Source organism: uncultured Pontibacter sp. (assembly GCF_947499215.1).
GTDB lineage: Bacteria > Bacteroidota > Bacteroidia > Cytophagales > Hymenobacteraceae > Pontibacter.
Window position 1 is genome coordinate 486,171 of record NZ_CANMNI010000002.1, and the last position, 22,348, is coordinate 508,518.

The following is a 22,348-nucleotide window of genomic DNA, read 5'->3' on the forward strand; positions in this document are numbered from 1 at the left end:
TACACCAAGTATTGCATATCAAATAAAGAGTTTCTATCTTTGTGACCATTTTTCAAGAACCATCGAGAAAAAATTAATTGTTAAATAAATCGCTTACAACCACCAAAAATGGATCATTTAAGTTATAAGACCCTTACTGTCAATAAGAAGACAGCCAACAAAGGCTGGGTGATTATCGACGCGGGGCAAGGAAGCTTGGGTCGTGTGGCATCGGAAGTTGCCAAGATCCTCAGAGGCAAGCACAAGCCTTCATTCACGCCAAACGCTGACTGCGGTGACAACGTGATTATCATCAATGCTGATGATACTCGTTTCACAGGACGCAAGTGGGATCAGAAGTACTACCTGACACACACGGGTTACCCAGGTGGTCAGAAGAAGACTTCTCCACGTGAGCTTAAGGCTAAATCATCAACGCTGCTCGTAGAGCGTGCGGTTCGTGGCATGTTGCCTAAAGGCCCACTAGGTCGCGAGCTATTCAGAAATCTTCATGTTTTTGCAGGAACCGAGCATCCATTTGCAGCTCAGCAGCCTAAAGAATTAACCCTCAACATCTAATAATTAATGGAAGTTATCAATACATCTGGTAGAAGAAAAACCTCGGTGGCTCGTATCTACATGACGGCCGGGCAAGGGAATATCACTATTAACGGTAAAGATATCAAGGCGTACTTCCCTAACGAAGTACTGCAAACTATTGTGAATCAGCCGTTTCAAACCTTAGAAGCAATTGGCAAGTACGATGTTACTGCTAATCTAAAAGGTGGTGGTGTAAGCGGCCAGGCTGAAGCACTTAGACTTGCTATCGCGAAAGCACTGGTAGTAGAAAACGCCGAGACTAAATCTGCACTCCGCAAAGAAGGATTCGTAACCAGAGATCCTCGTATGGTGGAGCGTAAGAAGTTCGGTAAGCGCAAAGCGCGTCGTTCATTCCAGTTCAGTAAACGTTAATATTAAAGGTGTATCAACAACATGGCAAGTACTAATTATAAAGAATTACTTGAGGCAGGTGTTCACTTCGGTCACCTTACCCGCAAGTGGGATCCGAAAATGGCTCCGTATATCTTCATGGAGAAGAACGGTATCCACATCATTGACCTTAACAAAACTTTGGTTGCGCTTGACGAGGCTACTTCAGCTATCAAGAACATCGCCAAGTCTGGTCGTAAGATCCTTTTCGTAGCTACCAAAAAGCAGGCGCAGGACATCGTAGCTGAAGAAGCTCGTCGTCTTAAAATGCCTTATGTAACCGACCGTTGGTTGGGTGGTATGCTTACCAACTTCGCTACTGTGCGTAAATCGCTTAAGAAAATGTCTACTATCGACAAGATGGTGAAAGACAACACAGCTTATGCAGCTATCGCAAAGCGTGAGCGTCTGATGCTTTCTCGTGAGCGTGAGAAACTGGAGCGTGTTCTTGGCGGTATCGCTGATTTGTCTCGCCTGCCAGCCGCTCTTTTCATCGTTGACGTGAAGCGTGAGCACATCGCAGTAAAAGAAGCACACAAGTTGAACCTTCCTGTATTCGCAGTTTGCGATACAAACTCAAACCCTGAGACGGTTGACTTCCCAATCCCTGCAAACGATGACGCTTCTAAGTCTATCGCCCTGATCGTTTCTATCATGGGTAAGGCCATTGAAGAAGGTCTGTCTGAGCGCAAAGTGGACAAAGAAGAGACTGAGCGTAAGCGTTCTGAAGAAGAAGGCATCAAGGCCAAGCAGGAAGCTGACGAGCAATAATCTCTAATGCATATAGCATCGTAAATAAACTGAACATTGGGCCCTCAAGCTTCAATGTTCAGTTTGTTTTAGGGGAACTCGGAAGCAGATAGTCCCATTGACGAAAGAGATTTTGACAAAGGACAAAAGACTGGAAATAATTTCAACTAGGTCTAACTTTCTTTTACTGAGAACCTCACAAAAGATACTTCTTAATTATTAATTCATAATTCTTAATTATACAATCATGGCTATTACAGCACAAGACGTTAACAGACTTCGCCAGGAAACTGGTGCAGGTATGATGGATTGCAAAAAAGCACTTACAGAAGCCAACGGTGACTTCGAAGCTGCTAAAGATATTCTGCGTAAGCAAGGCCAGAAGATTGCCAGCAAGCGTGCTGACAACGTTACTTCTGAAGGTCTGGTACTTACGCAGGTAAGCGAAGACGGCACTAACGGTAAAGTAGTTGCTGTAGCTTGCGAAACTGAGCCAGTTTCTAAAGTTGAAGACTTCAAGAACTTGGCTAAAACCATCTTGGAAACTGCTGTTTCTACAAATGCTTCTTCTAAAGAAGAATTGCTGGCAGCACCACAGGCTGACGGTCGTTCACTGCAGGACCACATCACTGACCTGATGGGTAAAATCGGCGAGAAAATCGACGTAGTTTCTTACGAGTCTGTAACTGCTGAGAAAGTTATCGCTTACAACCACTCTAATGGTAAGTTGGGTGTATTGGTAGGTATGAACAACACTAACGGTACAGACGTGACTGAAGTTGGCAAAGACATCGCGATGCAGATCGCTGCCATGAAGCCAATCGCTCTTGACAAAGACGGTGTTGACGCTGCTACAATCGAGCGTGAAATCGAGATCGGCAAAGAGCAGGCACGTGCTGAAGGTAAGCCAGAGCAAATGCTGGAGAAGATTGCTCAGGGTAAACTGAACAAGTTCTACAAAGAGAGCACGCTGTTGAACCAAGAGTTCGTAAAAGACTCTTCACTTACAATCTCTCAATTGCTTGAGAAAACAAGCAAAGGTTTGACTGTAACTGAGTTCAAGCGTGTAGCTATCGGCTAATCCCTATTAGCATGCATATTAAAAAGGCTCTGAGAAATCAGAGCCTTTTTTGTTTGTCTATACCTTAAAACGATAAAGCCTGCTCCGTTGCAGGCGTTATCATTCTGTACAACATGAAGCCAATACGACTATACCTTAATCATTACGCCTTATCGTACTCACGAAGGCATCGCGCATGTCTTGGAATCGATTGACAACCGCTTCAATAAACTCTTCGTCTAGTAAAGCTTTGGCTCCCTCGTCTCCATTTACTTCCGTTTCTTCTATTTTATAAATCTGCTCCAGGTTGGCTTTTTCCAGCTTCAGGATGTACTTACCATTATAGGAATGCAGCGTGATCTTCACGTGCGGGTTAGGTATGTCGGCTACTACTCTCATAGGTTTATCTGTTGGTTGTTTAAGTGTGTTGATATGCTAACGTAAAATTGGGGGCAGAGGTACACGCCTTTATCCAGCCTCATCGGTCCTTTCCATCTCAATCCCCATCAGCTGCATGAGTTTACTGGCATTGAAGCTGCCGCAGATGCCGCGCTGCAAGGTATAGTCGAATAGAATTTTATCTCCCTCGATGGTGCTGTTAAAGCTGAAGTTCTCTACGCTACCAGGCAATTCTTGCTCCATCGCGCCCAGCTCCAGATCATGTGTCGAGATAAGGCCGGAGGCGTTGCGGCGGTGCAGCTGACGGATGAGGGCCATCGCGCCGGCGTGGCGGTCGCGGGAGTTGGTGCCTTTTAGTATTTCATCGAGGAGGTAGAAAACCGGCTCCTCTCCTTCTGTCATGTTCAGCAAGATGCGCAGGCGTTTGAGTTCGGCGTAGAAAGAAGAGGTATTCTCAGCCAGATTATCAGCAGTACGCATGGCGGTGTATACCTGAGCCGGGGCCACTATCAGACGGCGAGCGCATACGACAGCCCCCATAAAGGCCAGCACCATGTTGATGCCTACCGTACGCAGGAAGGTCGTCTTACCGGACATATTAGAGCCTGTTACCACAATGGTCTTGCCCGCTCCCTGCATCTGGAAATCATTGGCGATGCGCTCCACCGAAAAGATAAGCGGATGCGCTAGTTGCTCGGCATCAAACTCGAAAGGTATAGCGCTTAACTCAGGTATAGCAAAATGCGGCTGGGCGTATTGGAAGGCTGCCATACTGGTCAGTGCTTCAAACTCCGCCAACAAATCAAGTCCCTTCTCTATGTGGTCCAGATGCTCTGCTTTCCAAGACTCAATCCTGTAGATCCACACAAAGTCCCACATCAGGATAGTGTTCAGGAAAAAGCTCATCAAAGTGCTGAGCCGCCACGAAAAATAATCGATGATGGTGGCCACCTTGCCAATGGCTGTGGAAGTAGGCGTGTTGCCTTTGTAAAGCCGCGTCCGGATCTCCTCTAGAAGCGGAGCTTTAAACGGATGCGCCTCCAAGTGCCGCAGCTGATCGGTATAGCTTTGCATGGCTTCGTACATGCCGATGCTCTTATCGTAGTAATCGTCGCGTTGCTTCTGAAACTTAAGCCCCAACAGGTACTGAATAACCAGAAAACCAACTGCGATGTACCCTGAGTAGCCATAGAACCAAGCCGCGATCGAGGCTAAGGTCAGTACAGGCAGCACAAACACCAATAGCTTCAGCCAAGGATGCGCTTTGTACAGGTCTTGCGCATGTAACCAGTCGAAGAACTCCTGTGTATTCTCATTGAAGTGCTTGTAGTGCATCGGCTTCACGATGGCCTGCTGCAGCCATTCCTGTTGGTCGGGCTGGGCTAGTTCTGCCACTGCCTCCTGCCTGCGCAGCACTTCCGGGGTAGGCGCCGCCTGCCGAAACCATTGTGCTAGCCGTAGCTTACCGATGCTGGTCACGGAACGGTTCATGAGTTGAAAGAGCGAATCCGGGCCGAAAATATCCAGATCGGAGGTATAGGGATGCTGGTCGTTTTTGAAATCGATGCCGCCATCGAAACTATGCAGCTTGCCATGCAGCCGGTCAATCTCCTGCAGGTTGAGTTTGCCGAGCAACTGCAGCTGCTTATACCTGTAGTCGAGCCGGCTGTGCCAGCGCATGGTGATCACAAAAAGGATGTAGAACCCAACGATGCTGATGGCTCCTGCACTGGTGTTGCCGTCTCTGAAAAAGAGCCAAGCCGTAATAACGACTGCCAAAAACACCACTACTCTTAACCACGACACCGACTTCGATTTGCCGGCTGCTTTATGTTCTTGTTCAGCATAGGCCGCAGCCCGCTGCTTAAATTCGTTTTCTCTGCTGTTCACGTATAGCTGTTCTGTTTGCAGGTATAGCCTAGTCGATCGTGGCAATGCACTTTAACTCGATGGCAATGGGCGTTGGCAATTTATTTATCTCCACGGTGGTGCGGCAAGGCTGGTTGTCCTTGAAATACTCGGCATAGATTCGATTATACGTGGCAAAGTCGTCTTTCATATTCGTCAAGAAAACGGTCACGTCCACAAGATTTGCCCAGCTCGAACCGGCGTCTTCCAGTATGTAGCGCACATTTTGAAACACGGAATGACACTGCGCTTCAATGTCGTATGAAGTGATTTCACCTGCCTCGTTCAGCTCCACACCCGGAATTTTTTTATTGCCTCTTTCCCTAGGTCCAACGCCAGACAGGAACAAAAGATTGCCCACGCGGCGGGCATGCGGGTATAGCCCCACCGGTTCAGGGGCTTTCGATGAATTGAGAAGCTCTTTGTCGTTTGTCATTTAAGCTTAGTTTATGGTTACAGATCAGTTGTTATACTTTCTGTTAATCAAATCTACGAATGCCTACCGATTTTCTATAGGAGGAGGCCCTTTATTAATTTAAGATATATTCTATTTAACTTTAAGATTGATATGGGCATCTCAGTCCATAGCTGTTTCATAATTCCGTGAGATGTTTTTAAAACAGATAGAAAGCTTTGATTCCAATTACTTGAGGGGTATAGCTATTCTCACTATTATGCTCCACAACTATTTTCACATCTTGGATGGGGCACCGGGAGAAAACGAATTTTCCTTCTCTATTACCCCTACTTATACCTATCTGCATAATCTGCTTTACCTACCGGCAGACTTTCTTAAGCAAACCTTCTCTTTCTTTGGTCATTATGCGGTGCAGGTATTTATATTTTTGAGTGGGTATGGATTAGCCATGAGGTACGCAAAAGGTACCCGCATCAGCTATTTTACATTCTTACAGGAGCGCTTCCTTAAGATTTACCCTACTTTTTTCTTTGCCGTTATCCTCTTATTTTTCTATAAGGCAGGGATTTCCACACTGTTTCCTGCCAAACAAATGGATCTTAGTTCTTTTGCTTACGAAGCTTTCCTTAAGCTGACCTTATTATCCAATTTTATTCCGGGCGAAGCTCTGAGTATTTCTGGCCCATGGTGGTTCTTCTCACTTTTGTTTCAGCTGTACCTAGTTGCACCACTTCTATTACTAATCCGCAAACAGGAGCACCTGCTGACTCTTATACTTGTCTCTTGGACACTTCAATTATTGATACTCACGTTTTACCCTGATTCTATCTCCTACCTGCGAGTTAATTTACTGGGGCATCTACCTGAGTTTATACTTGGAATTTATATTGCCCGAGCATCCACAAATATTCTTACTCCTTTAGTGTTACTCTCTGCATTGGGCCTTTTTATAGCAGGGTCATTTAGCCCTTTCTTCTGGGTAATCTCATTCATTAGTGTGCCAATACTAGCACTCGCGGCCTATACATCCATCAACCCAACAGTTTATGGTTCACTAACTAGACTCATTATATTCTTCGGGAAAAATTCTCTATACTTCTTTGCTGTGCATGGCCTGTGCAGAGCTCCTTTTGTGCCGTGGGGCAATAAGTCCGTTTTGTGGTCTATAATCGCTGCTATAGCTTATCTGGTAGGAGTTGTAATCATAACAATGTTATTTAAGTTTATCGTTCTTACTCTAACTAACTGGATCAGTAATAAGTGGCTAACAACTTTTTCCAAAAATTAAAGTCCTAATGCATTTCCCTTCAAGATATCTACAGCCAGCTCTGCTCTATATTACCATTTCCTTGTTTATAGTCACTGTAGAAATGCGGCCGGGCAGGGTGTATCAAATATTGCAGATGCTGCTATTTCAAGATAGTGTGTTAAGTCTAACGCTATACCTATTGGTTTTCAGTATTGTGGCATGGAGCTTTCAGGCTGCACTATTCAACAAAAGCCGTGCTATAGGTATACTTACAATGGGCATATGGCTTCCATTCTTGTTCATAAGTCTACTTTATCGCTTTATTTCCGGCTATAACTACAATTACGCCGATGCGCATACCGCACTTAACAATACCCAATTTGCGACATCGGCTTTCGAAAATTATACCTTACCCGTATTGCTAGCTCTATTTTCGGCTGTGCTTATTGGCATTTTGGTGTACATTATTCGCAGGCGTCTCCCATACTTACATCGCCCCTTACATGCTTTAGCTTTAGTACCTTCAGCATTAATTAGTTATTGGTATATAAGTAATACGTTAGGGGTTATAGACGACCTGCCTGCCTTATACCGGGTACCCCTTAGCACATATATTGCACACAGTCACGCTCTCCCCAGCACACCTAGAGTGGCAGTTCTACAAAAGTCACAGCAAGCTGGCGTAAAACATCTTTTTATGCTAGTTGATGAGAGTATAACAGGGAGTGCGCTGGCCATTAATGGCGCAACGGCTAACACAACACCTTTTCTAAATAGTGTTGCAGGTCAGTTTCAAAATTTTGGTATTGCTTCGGCCTACACTAATTACAGTGCGGGCAGTAACATTGCCCTTATGAGCGGTTTGCAAGCGCATGAACTGCCGGACTATGAGAAGCAAGCTTTGAAGAAGCCTAGTATATTTCAATATGCTAAACAAGCAGGTTACGAAACCTATTTTATCGATATGCAAATGGGGCGAGGCATTCTGCAAAACTATGTAACGCCGTATGATCTAGAGAGTATTGACCACTACATTTTCGTCACGGAAGAGCAACTGGAGAGGCCATACTATGAACGCGACCACTACATTGCAGATATGTTACTAAAAATGGCCAAGTCAGATCAAAAGGTATTCGTTTATGCTAACAAAGTGGGTGCTCATTGGCCTTATGCTCGTACTTACCCAGCTGACTCTGCTTTTTTCATGCCGGTCCTTTCAGAGCGCAGCATGCTTAAAGACAGAGAAAAATCAACAAATACCTACTTTAATTCTATCAGATGGTCGGTAGATGAATTTTGGAAAAAGCTTTACAATGACTTAACTCCACAGGATAGCACATTTATAGTATATACATCCGACCATGGACAAGATCTATCAGGAGACGGCATCAGTATTGTACATGCCAGAAATCAGGATATTGCGACGGTCGAGGCAGATGTTCCACTTTGGTGTTTGGATAAGACAGGATATACCGCCTCCTTTCCTATACCGGCGCCAAACCGGCAGACTCACGCCCAAATTTTCCCGACTTTACTATTATTGCAGGGATACGATCCTAGTTTTATTATAAACAGGTATGGTCCTACTCTTTATGATTCCCCCCCAACCAAGCGTTCTTTCTTAAGCGGCGATATCTTTGGGAGGGGTCGTAGTAATGTACATGATTTTTAAGCTTCTGTCTCCCAAAACAGAGAAGCCGACCCAGTGATAGGTCGGCTTCTCTTACCTTAAACAAACTCTATTATTCAACCCACTCGGGGCTAATATGTTTCAAATCAAGGGCTTATTTTGTAAACCTTACATCGTTGTACTTCGAGGTGATGTTGATGGAACCCTTAGAAGTCGAGCTTCCAAATCTGCCTTTATACGCTGCTGAGGTATGGCCTTTTTCTAATGTTGTGAACTTAACCAGGTTACGGTCTACTTTAAAGTCGGCAAACTGCACGTTTACGTTAAAGTCGAAGGCTGAGTCATCCTCAAAATGAAACTGGATTGGGGTAAAGCCGCCGTTCACCGAAATGGTCTTGAAATTCCTTTTCACGTTGTCCACTCTGAAAGTGCCGTACTTCACATCCATATCTAAGGCTTCGGAGAGATTGCCAATCTTCAGATCACTGAACTTGGAAGAGCCATTCACGCCGTTGGTATTGCCCAGATTTAAAGTAGAGTAGGCTAAATCCACATTGCCTTTGTTGAGGGAGCTGATCGTGTTAGAGGAACTGTTGCAGAACGAGGCTTTGATGGAGTTAGAGGAGTTCGCCAAATTTCCTACTTTAAAGGCCCCATAGCGCACAGTCAGGTCCACTTTGCCTTTCATATCTGGCAGGTATACGTTGCCGAAGCTGTTCTTCACCACCAGTTGGTTATCTTCGGGCATGTTAATAGTATAGTTGATCTCAAAGCTCTGGTGACCACCCTTGGAGTTCATAGATCCCATTTCGGTCTTGACAGAGATGGTACTACCGCTTCGGCTGTCAGCTACATTGATCTTGTTTAGCATTTCCTGTGCCAGCTGCTCTGAGTTGGCACGGCTAATGATGTCGACTTTCACCTGTATCTCGTTGCGATTCCAAGTGTTCACGTGCACGTTGCCGAACTTATTATCGATGTTCAGCACATCCGACTTGCTTACTTTGTAGGTCTTGTCGAAGGTCTTGCGCTTCTCTGATTTATAGGCATAGACCTCAGCTTCCGGTTGTTGTGGCATCACCACAGGGGGCACTGGGGGAACTGGAGGTGCAGGCGGCAGTGTCTGCTGCGCAGTAAGGATTGGCGGCGCAGGCGGCGCTTGGCTTGGACAAGGCTCTGGCGCATAAGGCTGTGCTATGGCCAAGGCGGGCAGTATAACCAAAAGCGTGGCTATGTGGTAGCGCAATGATTTAAATAGTAGTAGTTCCATTGTTCTGTGGTTCAGTAGTATCCTGTTCTTTTATAGCTTCTATTTTCTTGAGCACTTCCAGCTGACGGTTCAGCACTTCGATCCGGATCTGCAGGTTCTGGATCATGGCCGCCATCACTTGGTCGGTGTTCGGAGAGGTATGCAATTGATTTTTGAGTCGGGTATAGCTGCTGTCGAGGCGGGCTAGTTCGCGGTCTATCTCGCGTGTCTCGTCCAGACCAAGCACTTTCAGGTCGTATTCGCTCAGTTCTTCGCGTTTGCTGTTGATCTGGCTGGTATAGTATACCTCCACTTCGGCAAGTTCTGGCGCCATTTGGTATACTGAAGCCTGCTCACTTACCGCGGTATTTGAGGCGAGGGTATTTATGGCGGCCGGATTGTTCTGTTTCACCATAAAGATCGTGATGCCACAGGCGAGCAAGAGCACGATGGTGGCGGCTACGCGCATGAACATGAAGTCGGCAGTGAAGTTGAGGCGCTCCCCGAAGTTGATGCTGATCACCTTTGCTTCCTTGCGGGGCTTCTCTACCTGTGCCTTCTGTGTTTTCAGATCGCTACAGATCTCCTGCCATAACTCCGGTCTGGGCTCGAATACATCGAAGTCCTCCCGGTTTTCGTTCACAAATTCCTTTAATCTATCTTTCATCTTTCTCCTCTTTATAATCTACCCACGGCTAGGCCATGGAATGTGTGTCTTTCATAATCTCTAAGAGCTTCTTGCGAGCCCGGCTGTACTGCGACTTCGAAGTAGATTCGGTTATACCTAGCACCTCTCCTATTTCGGCATGGTCGAGACCTTCCAATAGGTATAAGCTAAGCACCACTCTGTAGCCATCGGGCAGTCGCTGTATGGCGCGTCGCACCTGATCTACCTGCCACTCGGTATCGTCGTCGTAGTCCTCGTCAGGTATGTCCCCGGCGATGCGGTCTTCGAGCGGCACCAGCTCCGAGCGGCGCTTGCGCACGGCATTGACCGATGCATTGATCACGATCCGTTTGAGCCAGCTCCCGAATGAAGCTTCTGCTTTGTAAGAATGAAGGTTCTTGAAGGCGCTCATGAAGGCTTCCTGCAGCACATCCTCGGACTCGGCATAGTCGTTGGTGATGCGCATGCTCACGTTAAACATGGCTTTGGAGTACAGTTTATACAGCTCGTACTGGGCACGGTTATCCCCTTCCCTGCAGCGCTGCACTACCTGTGCGTTTACATCCTGAAAAGTGCCTTTTTCCAAAATCGCCTCGTTTATCGTTCTATTTACCTTGTTAGTCGACCTAATCCCTTAGTTCATCTTGTTTTTTACCCTCCCTTCATTCTATCTGCACTAAAGACACAAGTGAATGCGTTGGGTTGCATCAAGTTGCAAAATATTTTTAAAAATTTTCCGTTGCTCACCGCTGCCTAGCGCAGTTTCACTTATTTGTCAGGTATAGCCACAAAAAAAGCCAGCCCCCTTCGGAGCTGGCTGTATATTTTCTGAATCATGATTTGCAGGATTTTGTAAGATGGACAGGTCTGGGTTACCCTGCATGGTAAGTATAACAACGACTAAATTTCAGGTTAGAATTTTGTCTTATAAGACATACTCAATTCTGCCTATCCTTAATAATCCTCAGAATCCTGATTCAGACACATTACCCAATATCAAACTTGATACCCTGTGCCAGTGGCAGTTCGCGGCTGTAGTTGATGGTGTTGGTCTGGCGGCGCATGTAGATTTTCCATGCGTCAGAACCTGACTCGCGGCCACCGCCTGTGTCTTTCTCGCCCCCGAAGGCACCACCGATCTCAGCACCGGACGTACCAATGTTCACGTTGGCTATACCGCAGTCTGAACCCCAGTGTGTCAGGAAGGCTTCTGTTTCTAGGAGATTGGATGAGAAGATCGCAGACGATAAGCCCTGCTTCACACCGTTTTGGATATCAATAGCGTTTTCCACTTCGCCACTATACCTAATCATATATAGGATCGGCGCAAAGGTCTCTTCCTGCACCATATGGTAGTGGTTCTCGGCCTCTACGATGGCAGGCGTCACATACGTTCCTGTTGCGTACTGCTCGCCCTCCAGCACCTCACCACCGATCAACAGCTTGCCGCCTTCGCTCTGTACTTCTTCCAGCGCATTTTGGAAAGCCTTTACCGCATCTTTGTCAATCAGCGGACCAACCAGTGTCGTGTCGCTCAGTGGGTGACCAATCGGCAAATTCGGGTAGATCTTGAGCAAGCGGTCGCGTACCTGATCATATACATTCTCGTGGATGATCAGACGGCGGGTAGAGGTACAGCGCTGTCCGCAGGTACCCACGGCACCAAATACCACGGCACGAAGCGCCATTTCAATGTCTGCATTTTCGGTGATGATAATGGCGTTGTTACCGCCCAGTTCCAGCAAGGACTTGCCCAGACGAGCACCAACCGCCTCGCCTACTTTTTTGCCCATGCGGGTAGAGCCCGTGGCGGATACAAGTGGAACGCGGGTGTCATGCGCCATCAGGCTGCCGATCTCGGCATCACCGATGATCACGTTGAAGATACCTTCCGGCAATTCGTTGTCGGCCAGCACGTCGCGGATGATGTGCTGACAGGCGATGGCCGTAAGCGGTGTCTTCTCGGATGGTTTCCAGATGGTTACGTCGCCGCAAACGGCTGCCAGCATGGCGTTCCAGCTCCATACTGCCACCGGGAAGTTAAAGGCCGAAATAACGCCCACAATACCCAGCGGATGGTACTGCTCGTACATGCGGTGCTGCGGACGCTCTGAGTGCATCGTGAATCCGTGCAGCTGACGAGATAGGCCTACGGCAAAGTCGCAGATGTCAATCATCTCCTGCACCTCGCCAAGGCCTTCCTGCAGAATCTTGCCCATTTCATAGCTCACCAGTTTGCCCAGCGCCTCTTTGTGCTCACGCAGCTTGTTGCCGATCTGGCGGACAATCTCGCCACGCTTCGGGGCCGGCATCGTACGCCATACCTTAAATGCTTCTTGTGCGGTCTTCACGACTTGCTCGTAATCCTCGGCGGTGGCCATGTTCACGCTGGCAATCAGGTTGCCGTCGGCTGGCGAGTAGATTTCGCGGGTAGTTTTGTTATTCTCCCCACCCCAGTTTAGACCGGTGCTGTAGGAAGGATTCAGTTCTTTTATACCTAGCTGCTGCAATACATCGGCAATGGCTTTTGTCATTGGCATTTCATCTATGGCTTGTTTCATAATTTTACTGCGTGTTATCGGGTTATAGGTGTTTTAACATCATTCGAGCAGCATACCTATGCATAGGACGCTACGCAGCATGAAGATAGGCCTTTTTTTTCGGCTAAGAAAACAAAAAAGCTCCTGCTTTGAGGCAGAAGCTTTTCTAATAATTGATTAATTTTTAACGTTTACCGATTGGGTAGTAAGCCTTCAGACCGTCAGGGTATACACCTTCTATGTATACAATTCCGGTTTCAAAGTTTTTCAAGTGACGCTCTACATCGGCTGGCACATTCACGGCATACTTGTCAATACGGGTGATGATGAAGCCGTCTTTCATGCCCGTGTCGCGGAACTTGCTCTTGGCCACGTTAGAGATCTTGGCACCACCGTCTATACCCAGTTTGTTCATTTCCGGTTTGCTAACCGCCTCGAAAGTAGCACCGTCAAACGTTACCGAGCTGGCTGTGCTTCGCTTCGATATCTCGGTGCTGTTATCGGAGCTCTTCAGGGTTACATTTGCTGACTTTGTCTTGCCGTCGCGCAGATAATCCACTTTCACCTTGTCACCAGGGCGGTAGCGGGCTACTTGCTCCAGCAGTTGAGAGGACCGGGCTACTTTCACACCGTTGATCGCCGTGATGATGTCACCTGCACGGAGGCCGGCATCTTTGGCGCCACTGCCTTCCTCCACACCGTTCAGGTATACCCCGTTAAGTGTGTTCAGCCCTTTTTCCTTGGCAAAAGCAGCGTCAATCTCATTGATGGTAGCACCCAACAAGGCGCGCTGCACCTCACCATACTTCAGCAAATCGTCTATCACCTTGCTCACAATGGCGGAAGGAACCGCGAACGAGTACCCGGCAAAAGAACCTGTCTGCGAGGCAATCGCCGTGTTGATTCCCACCAAGTCCCCATTCAGATTCACAAGCGCGCCACCACTGTTTCCGGGGTTCACGGCAGCATCCGTCTGGATGAAGGACTCGATGCTTAGGTCTTTCTGCTGGCCGGTGCGCAATATGTTAATGTTACGTCCTTTAGCGCTCACGATACCGGCTGTTACCGTGGAAGTCAGGTTCATGGGGTTACCCACGGCCAACACCCACTCGCCTACTTGCAAGTCGTCGGAGTTGCCGTACCGAATCACAGGCAGTTTATCGGCGTTGATCTTCAGCAAGGCCAGATCTGTGGTAGGGTCAGTTCCCACCAATGTCGCTTCATACTTGCGCTTATCGTCCAGTGTCACTTCTATTTTGTCGGCACGGTCGATCACGTGGTTGTTGGTAACGATGTAGCCGTTAGACGCGATGATCACGCCGGAGCCGGAGCCCATCTGCGGGCCGCGTGGCACACGCTCTCCAAAGCCGTCGCCGAAGAACTCGCGCAAAAACGGATCCATAGGCGTGTTGCTGCGCTGCGCTGAACGCACGCTATATTCCGTCATCACGTGCACTACGGCTGGCGTGGTCACCTGCGCCGCTTTAATAAAGTTGAGACCTTCCGGCACGATCACATCGCTGCTGCGCATGTCGCTCGTGTAGCGTACGGTTGGGTACTCTTGTTGTGCTTCTACTCCTCGTGGGCTGTTATCTTCCAGCAACTTATAGCTGCCTACTGCCACACCGCCGCCCATGAGCGCCGAAAGTGTAAGGCCAACGATAAACTGTTTCGTCTTCATGTATTGAACTCCTCCTGATTGGTGTAAATCGAATATTAAGGATAATCTATATTATAAACCTATAACGCTAATATACTATACGGCAGTATACAAGGTCAAGGCAATCCGTGTTCTTTAACATTTCTATAACAAAAAAGAGGCCAGTTTAGGTGGCCTCTTTTTTGTTATGCGCTTATCTTATTTTTCCTTTCCATTCTCAGTGGCTGAGGCTGCCATACGCTTCTGCTTTGCTGGCTGTTTGGCCTCTTCTTCACCGCCTGAGATCGTGATCTGGCGCTTCATGGTTTTGTGCTCGTCTTTCGGCACGCTTACCATCAGCACACCGTCCTGCAGCTGCGCTGAAATCTTGTCTGGGTTCACATTGTCAGGCAGATAGAAAGAGCGGGAGAAAGTACCGTATTGCGTTTCCAGCATCTGGTATCGGCGTCCTTCCTCTTTCTTCTCGAAGCGGCGCTCACCTGAAATGGTCAGCTTGCCTTCCTGAAAATCGATGGCAATGTCCTCTTTGCGAATGCCGGGCAGGGCTACCTCAATCTCGTAGCCGTTGTCGGTTTCGCAGGCGTCCACGTGCGGTGTAAAACCGGTGAAGCCTCTGGTGTTTACAGACTCGTTGAAGAATCTGTCCAACATTGAGCTGAAAGTCTGTGGCATCTCGTTCTGCATGCCATTATATTTTCTGAGTACCATAGCTACCTCCTTTTTTTAAGTTGTTGTTTTCAATACATAAAGGATATAGCCAAAAGTCTGCCAGTTGTATTATTTTATAAAGTCATGAAATAATGTCATTTCATGCAAAGCGTAATACTGCCAATGCTGTCAATTTTTCAGAAATTAGTAGGTATAGCTGGCTGTAGAAGTTGCTCTGTTGAAGGTATATTTCAGTTCAAGGCCAAACACAGGTGAGATGCGGTTGCGCTTTGTGGTATAGCCTTGCTCAACCAATACCCCGTCTTCGTCATACTTCGGACTCACTTCTACAAAGTAATAATCGGTTTGGCGCAGGAAGTAGGGTGTGATGCGCAGCTTGTCACTGAATTCGTACGTGGCGTCGAGTCGCAGGCGGGTCCGGTCGATGGTGCGCTCTAACAGTGCGTTCGTTTCCTGACCAAACTCATTGACTACAATCATTTCATAGGATAGAGACGGCGTGATAAAGCGTTCTCCTAATGGAAGTCGCTTGCCCAGTTCCGCCATCAGCCTAAAACGTGCGAAAGGGTCGCGACGCTCTTGGTTCACATAGTCGAGCATCAGCTGTTTGTTAAAGTATAAGCCTTTAATGTTACCGGCATGGCGCACAAAAGCCGAGGTGAAGTTGCTCGAAGGCATGTCTTCTTTCGCATAGCGGAACATAGCGCCCGCCAGCCAGTGATCGGTAAAAGTATGCTCATAGCCCAACGTGAATTCGACGCGCTCAAAGCTTCCCACGCCGTTGTAACGCTCGTCGGTGTTGATGCGGTACTGGTTCTGCAGAAACAAGAGACCGCTCTCGCCGAGCCCGTAGCTGAGTTGCAACTCGGGCCAGATGGCGGTAGGCGCACTTACTTTGCTTTGTGCACTGCTCAGGAGCGGCAACAATGCCAGTGAGAGAATCAGGTATAGTTTTTTCATCTTCAGTTATTCTACTGTTTTGGTCTCCAGTTCCTGCACGGCAATCCAAGCCATCAGGCCACTGCCAGTTTCAAGGGCGGCTTCGTCTATGTCGAATGTCGGGGTATGTACGCCTGAGGTAATGCCACGCTCCTCGTTACGGGTGCCCAAGCGGTAGAAGCAAGCCGCCACTTCCTGTGAGTAATAGGCAAAGTCTTCGGCGCCCATCCACAAGTCAAGGTCCACGACGTTGTCCGCACCTAGGTATAGCGCTGCCGCCTCGCGGGCGTGGCCCGTCAGGTCAGGGTCGTTTTTCAGGAAAGGGTAGCCAAACTTGATGTCGATGTCGCAGCTGCCACCCATGCTTTCGCAAAGCCCTTCGGCCAGTTTGCGTATACGCCGATGCGCTTCTTTGCGCCATACCTCGTCCATAGTACGGAAAGTACCTTCTACCTTCACCTCATTCGGGATCACATTGGTAGCACCCAAGGCTTCTACTTTTCCAAAAGACAGTACGGTCGGCACTTTGGGGCTGGCGTGTCGGCTCACGATCTGTTGCAGGGCCACGATCAGGTGCGAAGTGATCAGCACAGGATCCACGTTGAGCTCCGGCAGAGCCGCGTGACCGCCCTTGCCTTTCACCGTGATGTAGATCTCGTCGGCGCTGGCCATGTACATACCTGACCTAAAACCGACCTTGCCGGCCGGCAACATCGGGAACACGTGCTGTCCGATTATACCTGCAGGCGCCGGCTGTTGTAGCACCCCTTCTTTGATCATGATAGAGGCTCCACCCGGAAACTTCTCCTCGCCCGGCTGGAACACAAGTTTCACGGTGCCTTCAAACTCCTCGCGCAGCTCCTGCAGAATACGGGCCGCACCCAGCAGAGAGGCCGTGTGCACATCGTGTCCGCAGGCATGCATCACACCTTCGTTCTTCGATTTGTAATTCACTGCATTTTGCTCCACAATAGGCAGAGCATCCAGATCGGCGCGCAGGGCGATAGTTTTACTCTCCGGGTTGCGTCCTCTGATTAGGGCTACCACCCCGGTATTGGCCATGCGGGTTGTCTCCAGTCCATAGCTCTGCAACACTTGCTCCACATAGGCAGCCGTGTTGTGTTCTTCGAAGGAAAGTTCTGGATGGGCGTGGATGTGCCGGCGTATACCTACCGTGTCGTGGGTATAGGCTTTGGCGCGTTCTTTTATTTTCTGTGCTAATGGATTCATTTAATCTTTTTGGCAGCGAGGTTTAGGGCCTCTGTTCATTCCATCACTAAATATAAAAATAAAAACGTTGCAGCCACTGTGGCAACTGCAACGCTCTATACCTGTATCGAAGCTATACCTTAGTTTTTAGGTATGTTGATCTGGTCCTGTACAATGTGTGCGTTGGGTATCAGGTCGCTGATCTGGTTGAGTACCTGTTGCGCTTCTATACGGCTAAAATAGTCGCCTATCTTGAGCCGGAAGTTGGGTTGCTGGTAGGTCAGGTAGTCCTTTTGTTCCGGCACGCGTTTGATGATCGCTTTGCGCAGGTTCATCACAGTCTGGCGCTCTGAGCCGTTGTAGGCCAGTATACGGTAGCCCTGTGCGTACTTGATGCCTTTGTTCACGCTGGCGACCGAGTCTAGGAGCACCGCTACTTTGGCATTGGCGTGGTTGGTCGGCTCTACGCGGGCCACGGGCGCACTCGCATCCTCCACAGGGTACTTGGGGCGATACACGCTGATGTCGTCCATCACGCGGGCACTCGCTGTGGTTCTTTCAGGTGTGCTTTTGCGCGCCTCTGCCGAGGGCTTACAGGCCGCCGACACCATGAGGGCCATGATAAAAAGAAAACTAAGCGCTTTGTTCATGCTTCACAATTTGAATGCTGGCAGAGCAACCCAAACGGTCAGCTCCCGCCTCGACTAACGCTTTGGCGTCAGCATATGTTTTAATTCCTCCGGATGCCTTGATCTTGATGTGGTGCGGCAGTACGCGGCGCATCAGTTGAATGTCTTCCACGCGGGCGCCTCCAGATGCAAAACCAGTGGAAGTCTTTACAAAGTCCACACCGGCGGCAGCGCAGATCTCACAGGCTTTCACGATCTCGTCCTGAGACAGAAACGCAGTCTCGATGATCACCTTCAGCTCCGCCTCTTTCAGGTGACAGAAATTCGCCAGATCGGTCAGTTCGTTTTCGATCTCGCTGTACTTGCCTGACTTAAAGAAAGAGATGTTCATCACGACATCAATCTCGTTGGCACCGTCTTCAATGGCCTGATGGGTTTCCAGAAACTTTACTTTGGAATGGCTATAGCCGAGCGGAAAACCTACCACCGTGGCCACTTTCACCAAAGCCCCCGGACCAAGGCGCTCTGTGGCTGCCTGCACGTAGCAAGGCGGTACGCAAACTGCCGCAAAGCCGTAGTTGCGCGCTTCATCACAAAGCTGCAGCACCTGATCCTGTGTGGCGTCGGCGCGCAGCAAGGTATGGTCTATGTAGGTAGCGAGTTCTTCTCCTGACATGTTTATCGACAAAAGAGGTTTAAATAAAAGACAAAGGTATAAGGACGAGGGTTTTTCCCCAATCTTATACCCTATGCTTTTTCGTTATTCATGTAAAAAGGATAGCCGCCATGCTTTTTGGATGGCGGCTATCTCTTTATTTAATCTTCGATCAGTACGCAGCGGTGGTGCATCAAGTCTTCCTCCACTGTCTTGAACTTCACGTCTTTCAGCACACGGCCGTCGTTGTACTGCACGCTCACGCGGTCATTGCGGCCTGCCACTTTCTGTGAATGGGCCGGCATGATACGCTCCGGCTCAGGGGCTGGCATAGAAGTGGCTCCGTCGCTGCCTTCTAGTGAAGAGTGCACTTCGGCTTTCTGTTCGTGCAATACCGGCGGCTTCGGCATTTGCTGCGGACGTGGCGGTTGCACGTCTTCCGGCGCCTGCACAGGTATAAAAGCATGGAACAGGAAAGAAACTGTTTCTTCGTTCACCTTACCGATCATACGCTTGAACAGCTCAAACGACTCAAACTTGTAAATCAACAGCGGGTCTTTCTGTTCGTACACCGCGTTCTGCACCACTTGCTTCAAGTCGTCCATCTGGCGCAGGTGATCGGTCCAAGCTTGGTCAATCGTACCCAGCGTAATAATCTTCTCCATGGCACGGATCAGCTCCATGGCATGCGACTCATACGTCTTGGTCAGGTTCGCCACGGCGGCTAACTGGCGCTTGCCATCTGTGAATGGCACGGCCACATTCTCGATCATCGGTCCACGGTTCAGGTGGATGTTTTCGATAATCGGGAAAGCTTGCTCCGCGATTTGCTTATTCTTGGTCAGGTAGTGGTTCAGGGCCTCGTTGTATAGACGCTCAGCCAACTGGTTAGCCTGACCGGATTTGAATTCCTCTTCCGTGATAGAGGTGTTGATACCGAATACACGGATGATGTTCAGTTGGAAATTGTCGTAGTCAACGGTGTTCTTGTAGTTTACCACCATATCCTCGCTGATATCATAGATCATGTTCCAGATATCGAGCTCCAGACGCTCACCGTACAGGGCGTTGCGGCGGCGCTTGTACACCACTTCACGCTGAGCATTCATCACGTCGTCGTACTCGAGTAGGCGCTTACGCTGACCGAAGTTGTTTTCCTCCACTTTCTTCTGCGCACGCTCAATCGAGTTCGTGATCATCGAGTGCTGAATTACCTCTCCTTCTTCCAGACCCATGCGGTCCATGAGTTTGGCAATACGATCAGAACCAAAAAGACGCATCAGGTTATCCTCCAGCGACACAAAGAACTGCGAAGAACCCGGGTCACCCTGACGACCGGCACGACCACGCAGCTGGCGGTCAACGCGACGGGACTCGTGACGCTCCGTACCAATGATGGCTAGACCACCTGAAGCCTTGGACTCCGGTGTCAGCTTAATGTCGGTACCACGACCGGCCATGTTGGTCGCGATAGTTACCGTACCCGGCTTACCAGCTTCAGCCACAATTTCGGCTTCTTTCTGGTGCATTTTAGCATTGAGTACTTGGTGCCTGATCTTGCGAAGCGTGAGCATACGGCTCAGGAGCTCCGAGATCTCTACCGAAGTGGTACCCACCAGCACCGGACGGCCTTTCTCTGTCAACTGCACGATCTCGTCGGCTACGGCATTGTATTTTTCACGCGTGGTCTTGTATACCTTGTCGTGCTCGTCTTGTCTGGAGATCGGGCGGTTAGTAGGTATAACTACCACGTCCAACTTATAGATGTCCCAGAATTCGCCCGCTTCTGTCTCGGCTGTACCTGTCATACCTGACAGTTTGTGGTACATACGGAAGTAGTTCTGCAGCGTAACCGTGGCGTAAGTCTGGGTGGCATCCTCCACTTTCACGTTTTCCTTTGCCTCAATGGCTTGGTGCAGACCGTCAGAGTAGCGACGGCCTTCCATCACACGACCTGTCTGCTCATCTACGATCTTCACCTTGTTGTCCGGCGTCACGATATACTCCGTGTCTTTCTCGAACAAGGTATAGGCCTTGAGCAACTGGTTGATGGTATGCACACGCTTGGTCTTCTCTTGGAAGTCAGCGATCAGTTTTTCTTTGGCGTGAAGCGTTTCCTCTTCGTTGAGCGAAGTGTCGTTCTCGATGTTGGCGATCTCCGTACCGATATCTGGCAAGATGAACAGCTGCGGATCTTCGCCCTGTCCCGTGATCAGGTCAAGGCCTTTCTCGGTCAATTCGATCTGGTTGTGCTTCTCGTCAATGGTGAAGTAAAGCGGCTCATCGGCCTCCGGCATCATGCGGGAATTGTCCTGCAGGTAGTAGTTCTCCACCTTCTGCATGATGGCACGGTTACCTGTCTCGCTCAGGAATTTGATCAATGGCTTACTTTTCGGTAGACCTCGGTAAGCGCGGAACAACGAAAGACCACCTTCTTGTGTGTTTCCCTCCTTAATCAGACGCTTGGCTTCTGTCAGGTAGTTCATCACTACTTTGCGCTGCGCATCAACCAGCATGGCAATACGTGGCTTCAGTTGGTAGAACTCGTGCTCATCGCCACGCGGCACCGGACCAGAGATGATCAATGGCGTACGGGCGTCGTCAATTAATACAGAGTCAACCTCATCGACCATGGCGTAGTGGTGCTTGCGCTGTACCAAGTCTTTGGTTTCGCGTGACATGTTGTCGCGGAGGTAGTCGAAGCCGAATTCGTTGTTGGTACCGTAGGTAATATCCGCACGGTAGGCGTTGCGACGGGCCTCAGAGTTAGGCTGGTGCTTGTCGATACAGTCGATGGTGATGCCATGGAACTCGAACAACGGGGCCATCCACTCGGAGTCACGACGGGCAAGGTAGTCGTTTACGGTTACCACGTGCACACCGCGCTTCGACAGGGCGTTCAGGAAAGCTGGCAGCGTCGCTACCAAAGTTTTACCTTCACCTGTGGCCATCTCGGCGATTTTGCCTTGGTGCAGCACGATACCACCGATCAACTGCACATCGTAGTGCAGCATTTCCCACGTGATCTCGTTGCCGGCAGCCATCCACTTGTTTGCCCAAATGGCTTTGTCACCGTCTATCTGAACGTTTGGCTTGCGTGAGGCAAACTCACGGTCCATGTCGTTGGCAGTTACCACAAGCTGACCGTTTTCTTTCCAGCGGCGGGCTGTTTCTTTCACAATGGCAAAACCAACAGGCAGCACTTCCATTAGCACGACCTCTAGTTCTTTGTTACGCTCCTTCTCCAGTTCATCGATCTCGGAGAAGATATTTTCTTTCTGCACAATATTCAGTTCCGGCTCATCGGCCACGCGCTTGTGCAGAGCGGCTATTTTCTCATCAGTGGGCTTGAGGTGCTCATCAATGATGCCTTTTATCTCTATTGTTTTCTGACGAAGCTGGTCATCAGTCAGGCCAGAAAGCTTTGCGTATTCTTCGTTTACTTTGGATACGTAAGGGAGCACCTCCTTTATATCTCTGTCGGACTTGGTTCCGAATAGTTTCGCAACGGTTTTACCGAAAAAATCAAACATCTGTATTGTTGTTCTTAAATGAAATCCTGTGTTTGCAATATCGTCAAAAATAGCTGTTTTTCTGATATATCTAAAGTTCTACACTAAAACAATACCAGAATGGCAGCTGTATAGGCTATCTGCCATATTTGCCGATAGGCTGTACTTTCTATTCCAACAAAGCGCAGGCCGTGTAAATTCCTGTGTCAGAAAGGGAAAACAGGGGGGATGGGTTG

20 protein-coding genes are annotated in these 22,348 nt (G+C 48.9%); 6 read left to right on the top strand and 14 right to left on the bottom strand.

The window, feature by feature from the left end; all coding sequences use genetic code 11:
* The first annotated feature begins 108 nt into the window (after positions 1 to 108).
* The 4 genes from rplM (at position 109) to tsf (ending at position 2,800) form a co-directional block, all read left to right on the top strand.
* Positions 109 to 558, top strand: a complete 450-nt coding sequence (gene rplM, locus Q1A04_RS10040; protein ID WP_299704876.1) for a 50S ribosomal protein L13 — start codon at positions 109 to 111, stop codon at positions 556 to 558.
* A gap of 6 nt (positions 559 to 564) precedes the next feature.
* Complete coding sequence (gene rpsI / locus Q1A04_RS10045; RefSeq protein ID WP_299704878.1) at positions 565 to 951, top strand: 30S ribosomal protein S9; 387 nt, start codon at positions 565 to 567, stop codon at positions 949 to 951.
* A gap of 21 nt (positions 952 to 972) precedes the next feature.
* Positions 973 to 1,740, top strand: a complete 768-nt coding sequence (gene rpsB, locus Q1A04_RS10050) for a 30S ribosomal protein S2 (protein WP_299704881.1) — start codon at positions 973 to 975, stop codon at positions 1,738 to 1,740.
* Positions 1,741 to 1,966: 226 nt separating this feature from the next.
* Positions 1,967 to 2,800, top strand: coding sequence for a translation elongation factor Ts (gene tsf / locus Q1A04_RS10055; protein ID WP_299704884.1), 834 nt, complete (start codon positions 1,967 to 1,969; stop codon positions 2,798 to 2,800).
* A 135-nt stretch (positions 2,801 to 2,935) separates the two neighbouring features.
* On the opposite strand, the gene Q1A04_RS10060 is transcribed toward tsf, so the two are convergent.
* From Q1A04_RS10060 to Q1A04_RS10070, 3 genes are all read right to left on the bottom strand, one after another.
* Complete coding sequence (locus Q1A04_RS10060) at positions 2,936 to 3,178, bottom strand: hypothetical protein (protein WP_299704887.1); 243 nt, start codon at positions 3,176 to 3,178, stop codon at positions 2,936 to 2,938.
* 69 nt (positions 3,179 to 3,247) lie between these two features.
* Positions 3,248 to 5,113, bottom strand: coding sequence for a DNA mismatch repair protein MutS (locus Q1A04_RS10065; RefSeq protein WP_299704890.1), 1,866 nt, complete (start codon positions 5,111 to 5,113; stop codon positions 3,248 to 3,250).
* Entirely contained in the window at positions 5,097 to 5,522 is a 426-nt protein-coding gene (locus Q1A04_RS10070) for a Rid family hydrolase (protein ID WP_299704892.1), read from the bottom strand. The genes Q1A04_RS10065 and Q1A04_RS10070 overlap by 17 nt, the downstream gene beginning before the upstream one ends.
* Positions 5,523 to 5,694: 172 nt before the next feature.
* Here Q1A04_RS10070 and Q1A04_RS10075 point away from each other — a divergent pair, with 172 nt between their 5' ends.
* Both Q1A04_RS10075 and Q1A04_RS10080 read left to right on the top strand, forming a co-directional pair.
* On the top strand, positions 5,695 to 6,792 hold the full coding sequence (locus Q1A04_RS10075; protein ID WP_299704895.1) for an acyltransferase family protein: 1,098 nt from the start codon (positions 5,695 to 5,697) through the stop codon (positions 6,790 to 6,792).
* Positions 6,793 to 6,799: 7 nt separating this feature from the next.
* On the top strand, positions 6,800 to 8,425 hold the full coding sequence (locus Q1A04_RS10080; RefSeq protein ID WP_299704898.1) for a sulfatase-like hydrolase/transferase: 1,626 nt from the start codon (positions 6,800 to 6,802) through the stop codon (positions 8,423 to 8,425).
* 112 nt (positions 8,426 to 8,537) lie between these two features.
* Here the strand turns inward: Q1A04_RS10080 and Q1A04_RS10085 are convergent, their stop codons facing one another.
* From Q1A04_RS10085 to secA, 11 genes are all read right to left on the bottom strand, one after another.
* Complete coding sequence (locus Q1A04_RS10085; protein WP_299704901.1) at positions 8,538 to 9,653, bottom strand: hypothetical protein; 1,116 nt, start codon at positions 9,651 to 9,653, stop codon at positions 8,538 to 8,540.
* On the bottom strand, positions 9,634 to 10,299 hold the full coding sequence (locus Q1A04_RS10090) for a hypothetical protein (RefSeq protein WP_299704903.1): 666 nt from the start codon (positions 10,297 to 10,299) through the stop codon (positions 9,634 to 9,636). Before Q1A04_RS10090 ends, Q1A04_RS10085 begins: the two co-directional genes overlap by 20 nt.
* 28 nt (positions 10,300 to 10,327) lie before the next feature.
* Positions 10,328 to 10,885, bottom strand: a complete 558-nt coding sequence (locus tag Q1A04_RS10095) for a sigma-70 family RNA polymerase sigma factor (protein ID WP_299704907.1) — start codon at positions 10,883 to 10,885, stop codon at positions 10,328 to 10,330.
* Positions 10,886 to 11,285: 400 nt separating this feature from the next.
* Positions 11,286 to 12,860 (bottom strand): aldehyde dehydrogenase family protein, encoded by a 1,575-nt coding sequence (locus tag Q1A04_RS10100; RefSeq protein ID WP_299704910.1) that lies wholly within the window; start codon positions 12,858 to 12,860, stop codon positions 11,286 to 11,288.
* A 163-nt stretch (positions 12,861 to 13,023) separates the two neighbouring features.
* Complete coding sequence (locus Q1A04_RS10105) at positions 13,024 to 14,520, bottom strand: Do family serine endopeptidase (RefSeq protein WP_299704913.1); 1,497 nt, start codon at positions 14,518 to 14,520, stop codon at positions 13,024 to 13,026.
* A 177-nt stretch (positions 14,521 to 14,697) separates the two neighbouring features.
* Positions 14,698 to 15,207, bottom strand: coding sequence for an Hsp20/alpha crystallin family protein (locus Q1A04_RS10110; RefSeq protein WP_299704916.1), 510 nt, complete (start codon positions 15,205 to 15,207; stop codon positions 14,698 to 14,700).
* Between the two features lie 144 nt (positions 15,208 to 15,351).
* A complete protein-coding gene (locus Q1A04_RS10115; protein ID WP_299704919.1) occupies positions 15,352 to 16,128 on the bottom strand; it encodes a DUF2490 domain-containing protein in 777 nt (258 codons plus the stop codon).
* A 6-nt stretch (positions 16,129 to 16,134) separates the two neighbouring features.
* On the bottom strand, positions 16,135 to 17,337 hold the full coding sequence (locus tag Q1A04_RS10120; protein WP_299704922.1) for a M20 family metallopeptidase: 1,203 nt from the start codon (positions 17,335 to 17,337) through the stop codon (positions 16,135 to 16,137).
* Between the two features lie 119 nt (positions 17,338 to 17,456).
* On the bottom strand, positions 17,457 to 17,966 hold the full coding sequence (locus Q1A04_RS10125; RefSeq protein WP_299704925.1) for a sporulation protein: 510 nt from the start codon (positions 17,964 to 17,966) through the stop codon (positions 17,457 to 17,459).
* Entirely contained in the window at positions 17,950 to 18,621 is a 672-nt protein-coding gene (gene deoC, locus Q1A04_RS10130) for a deoxyribose-phosphate aldolase (RefSeq protein WP_299704927.1), read from the bottom strand. Before deoC ends, Q1A04_RS10125 begins: the two co-directional genes overlap by 17 nt.
* Positions 18,622 to 18,761: 140 nt before the next feature.
* The gene (gene secA, locus Q1A04_RS10135; protein WP_299704929.1) at positions 18,762 to 22,133 is read right to left on the bottom strand and encodes a preprotein translocase subunit SecA; all 3,372 of its coding nucleotides are present in this window, start codon (positions 22,131 to 22,133) and stop codon (positions 18,762 to 18,764) included.
* Positions 22,134 to 22,348: the final 215 nt, after the last annotated feature.

Coding starts and splice junctions, on each gene's coding strand:
- Q1A04_RS10120 (WP_299704922.1), bottom strand. CDS start 17,337: ATGAATCCATTAGCACAGAAAATAAAAGAACGCGCCAAAGCCTATACC.
- Q1A04_RS10070 (WP_299704892.1), bottom strand. CDS start 5,522: ATGACAAACGACAAAGAGCTTCTCAATTCATCGAAAGCCCCTGAACCG.
- Q1A04_RS10090 (WP_299704903.1), bottom strand. CDS start 10,299: ATGAAAGATAGATTAAAGGAATTTGTGAACGAAAACCGGGAGGACTTC.
- Q1A04_RS10085 (WP_299704901.1), bottom strand. CDS start 9,653: ATGGAACTACTACTATTTAAATCATTGCGCTACCACATAGCCACGCTT.
- Q1A04_RS10110 (WP_299704916.1), bottom strand. CDS start 15,207: ATGGTACTCAGAAAATATAATGGCATGCAGAACGAGATGCCACAGACT.
- Q1A04_RS10105 (WP_299704913.1), bottom strand. CDS start 14,520: ATGAAGACGAAACAGTTTATCGTTGGCCTTACACTTTCGGCGCTCATG.
- tsf (WP_299704884.1), top strand. CDS start 1,967: ATGGCTATTACAGCACAAGACGTTAACAGACTTCGCCAGGAAACTGGT.
- secA (WP_299704929.1), bottom strand. CDS start 22,133: ATGTTTGATTTTTTCGGTAAAACCGTTGCGAAACTATTCGGAACCAAG.
- rpsB (WP_299704881.1), top strand. CDS start 973: ATGGCAAGTACTAATTATAAAGAATTACTTGAGGCAGGTGTTCACTTC.
- Q1A04_RS10075 (WP_299704895.1), top strand. CDS start 5,695: ATGTTTTTAAAACAGATAGAAAGCTTTGATTCCAATTACTTGAGGGGT.
- rpsI (WP_299704878.1), top strand. CDS start 565: ATGGAAGTTATCAATACATCTGGTAGAAGAAAAACCTCGGTGGCTCGT.
- Q1A04_RS10100 (WP_299704910.1), bottom strand. CDS start 12,860: ATGAAACAAGCCATAGATGAAATGCCAATGACAAAAGCCATTGCCGAT.
- Q1A04_RS10060 (WP_299704887.1), bottom strand. CDS start 3,178: ATGAGAGTAGTAGCCGACATACCTAACCCGCACGTGAAGATCACGCTG.
- Q1A04_RS10125 (WP_299704925.1), bottom strand. CDS start 17,966: ATGAACAAAGCGCTTAGTTTTCTTTTTATCATGGCCCTCATGGTGTCG.
- deoC (WP_299704927.1), bottom strand. CDS start 18,621: ATGTCAGGAGAAGAACTCGCTACCTACATAGACCATACCTTGCTGCGC.
- rplM (WP_299704876.1), top strand. CDS start 109: ATGGATCATTTAAGTTATAAGACCCTTACTGTCAATAAGAAGACAGCC.
- Q1A04_RS10115 (WP_299704919.1), bottom strand. CDS start 16,128: ATGAAAAAACTATACCTGATTCTCTCACTGGCATTGTTGCCGCTCCTG.
- Q1A04_RS10080 (WP_299704898.1), top strand. CDS start 6,800: ATGCATTTCCCTTCAAGATATCTACAGCCAGCTCTGCTCTATATTACC.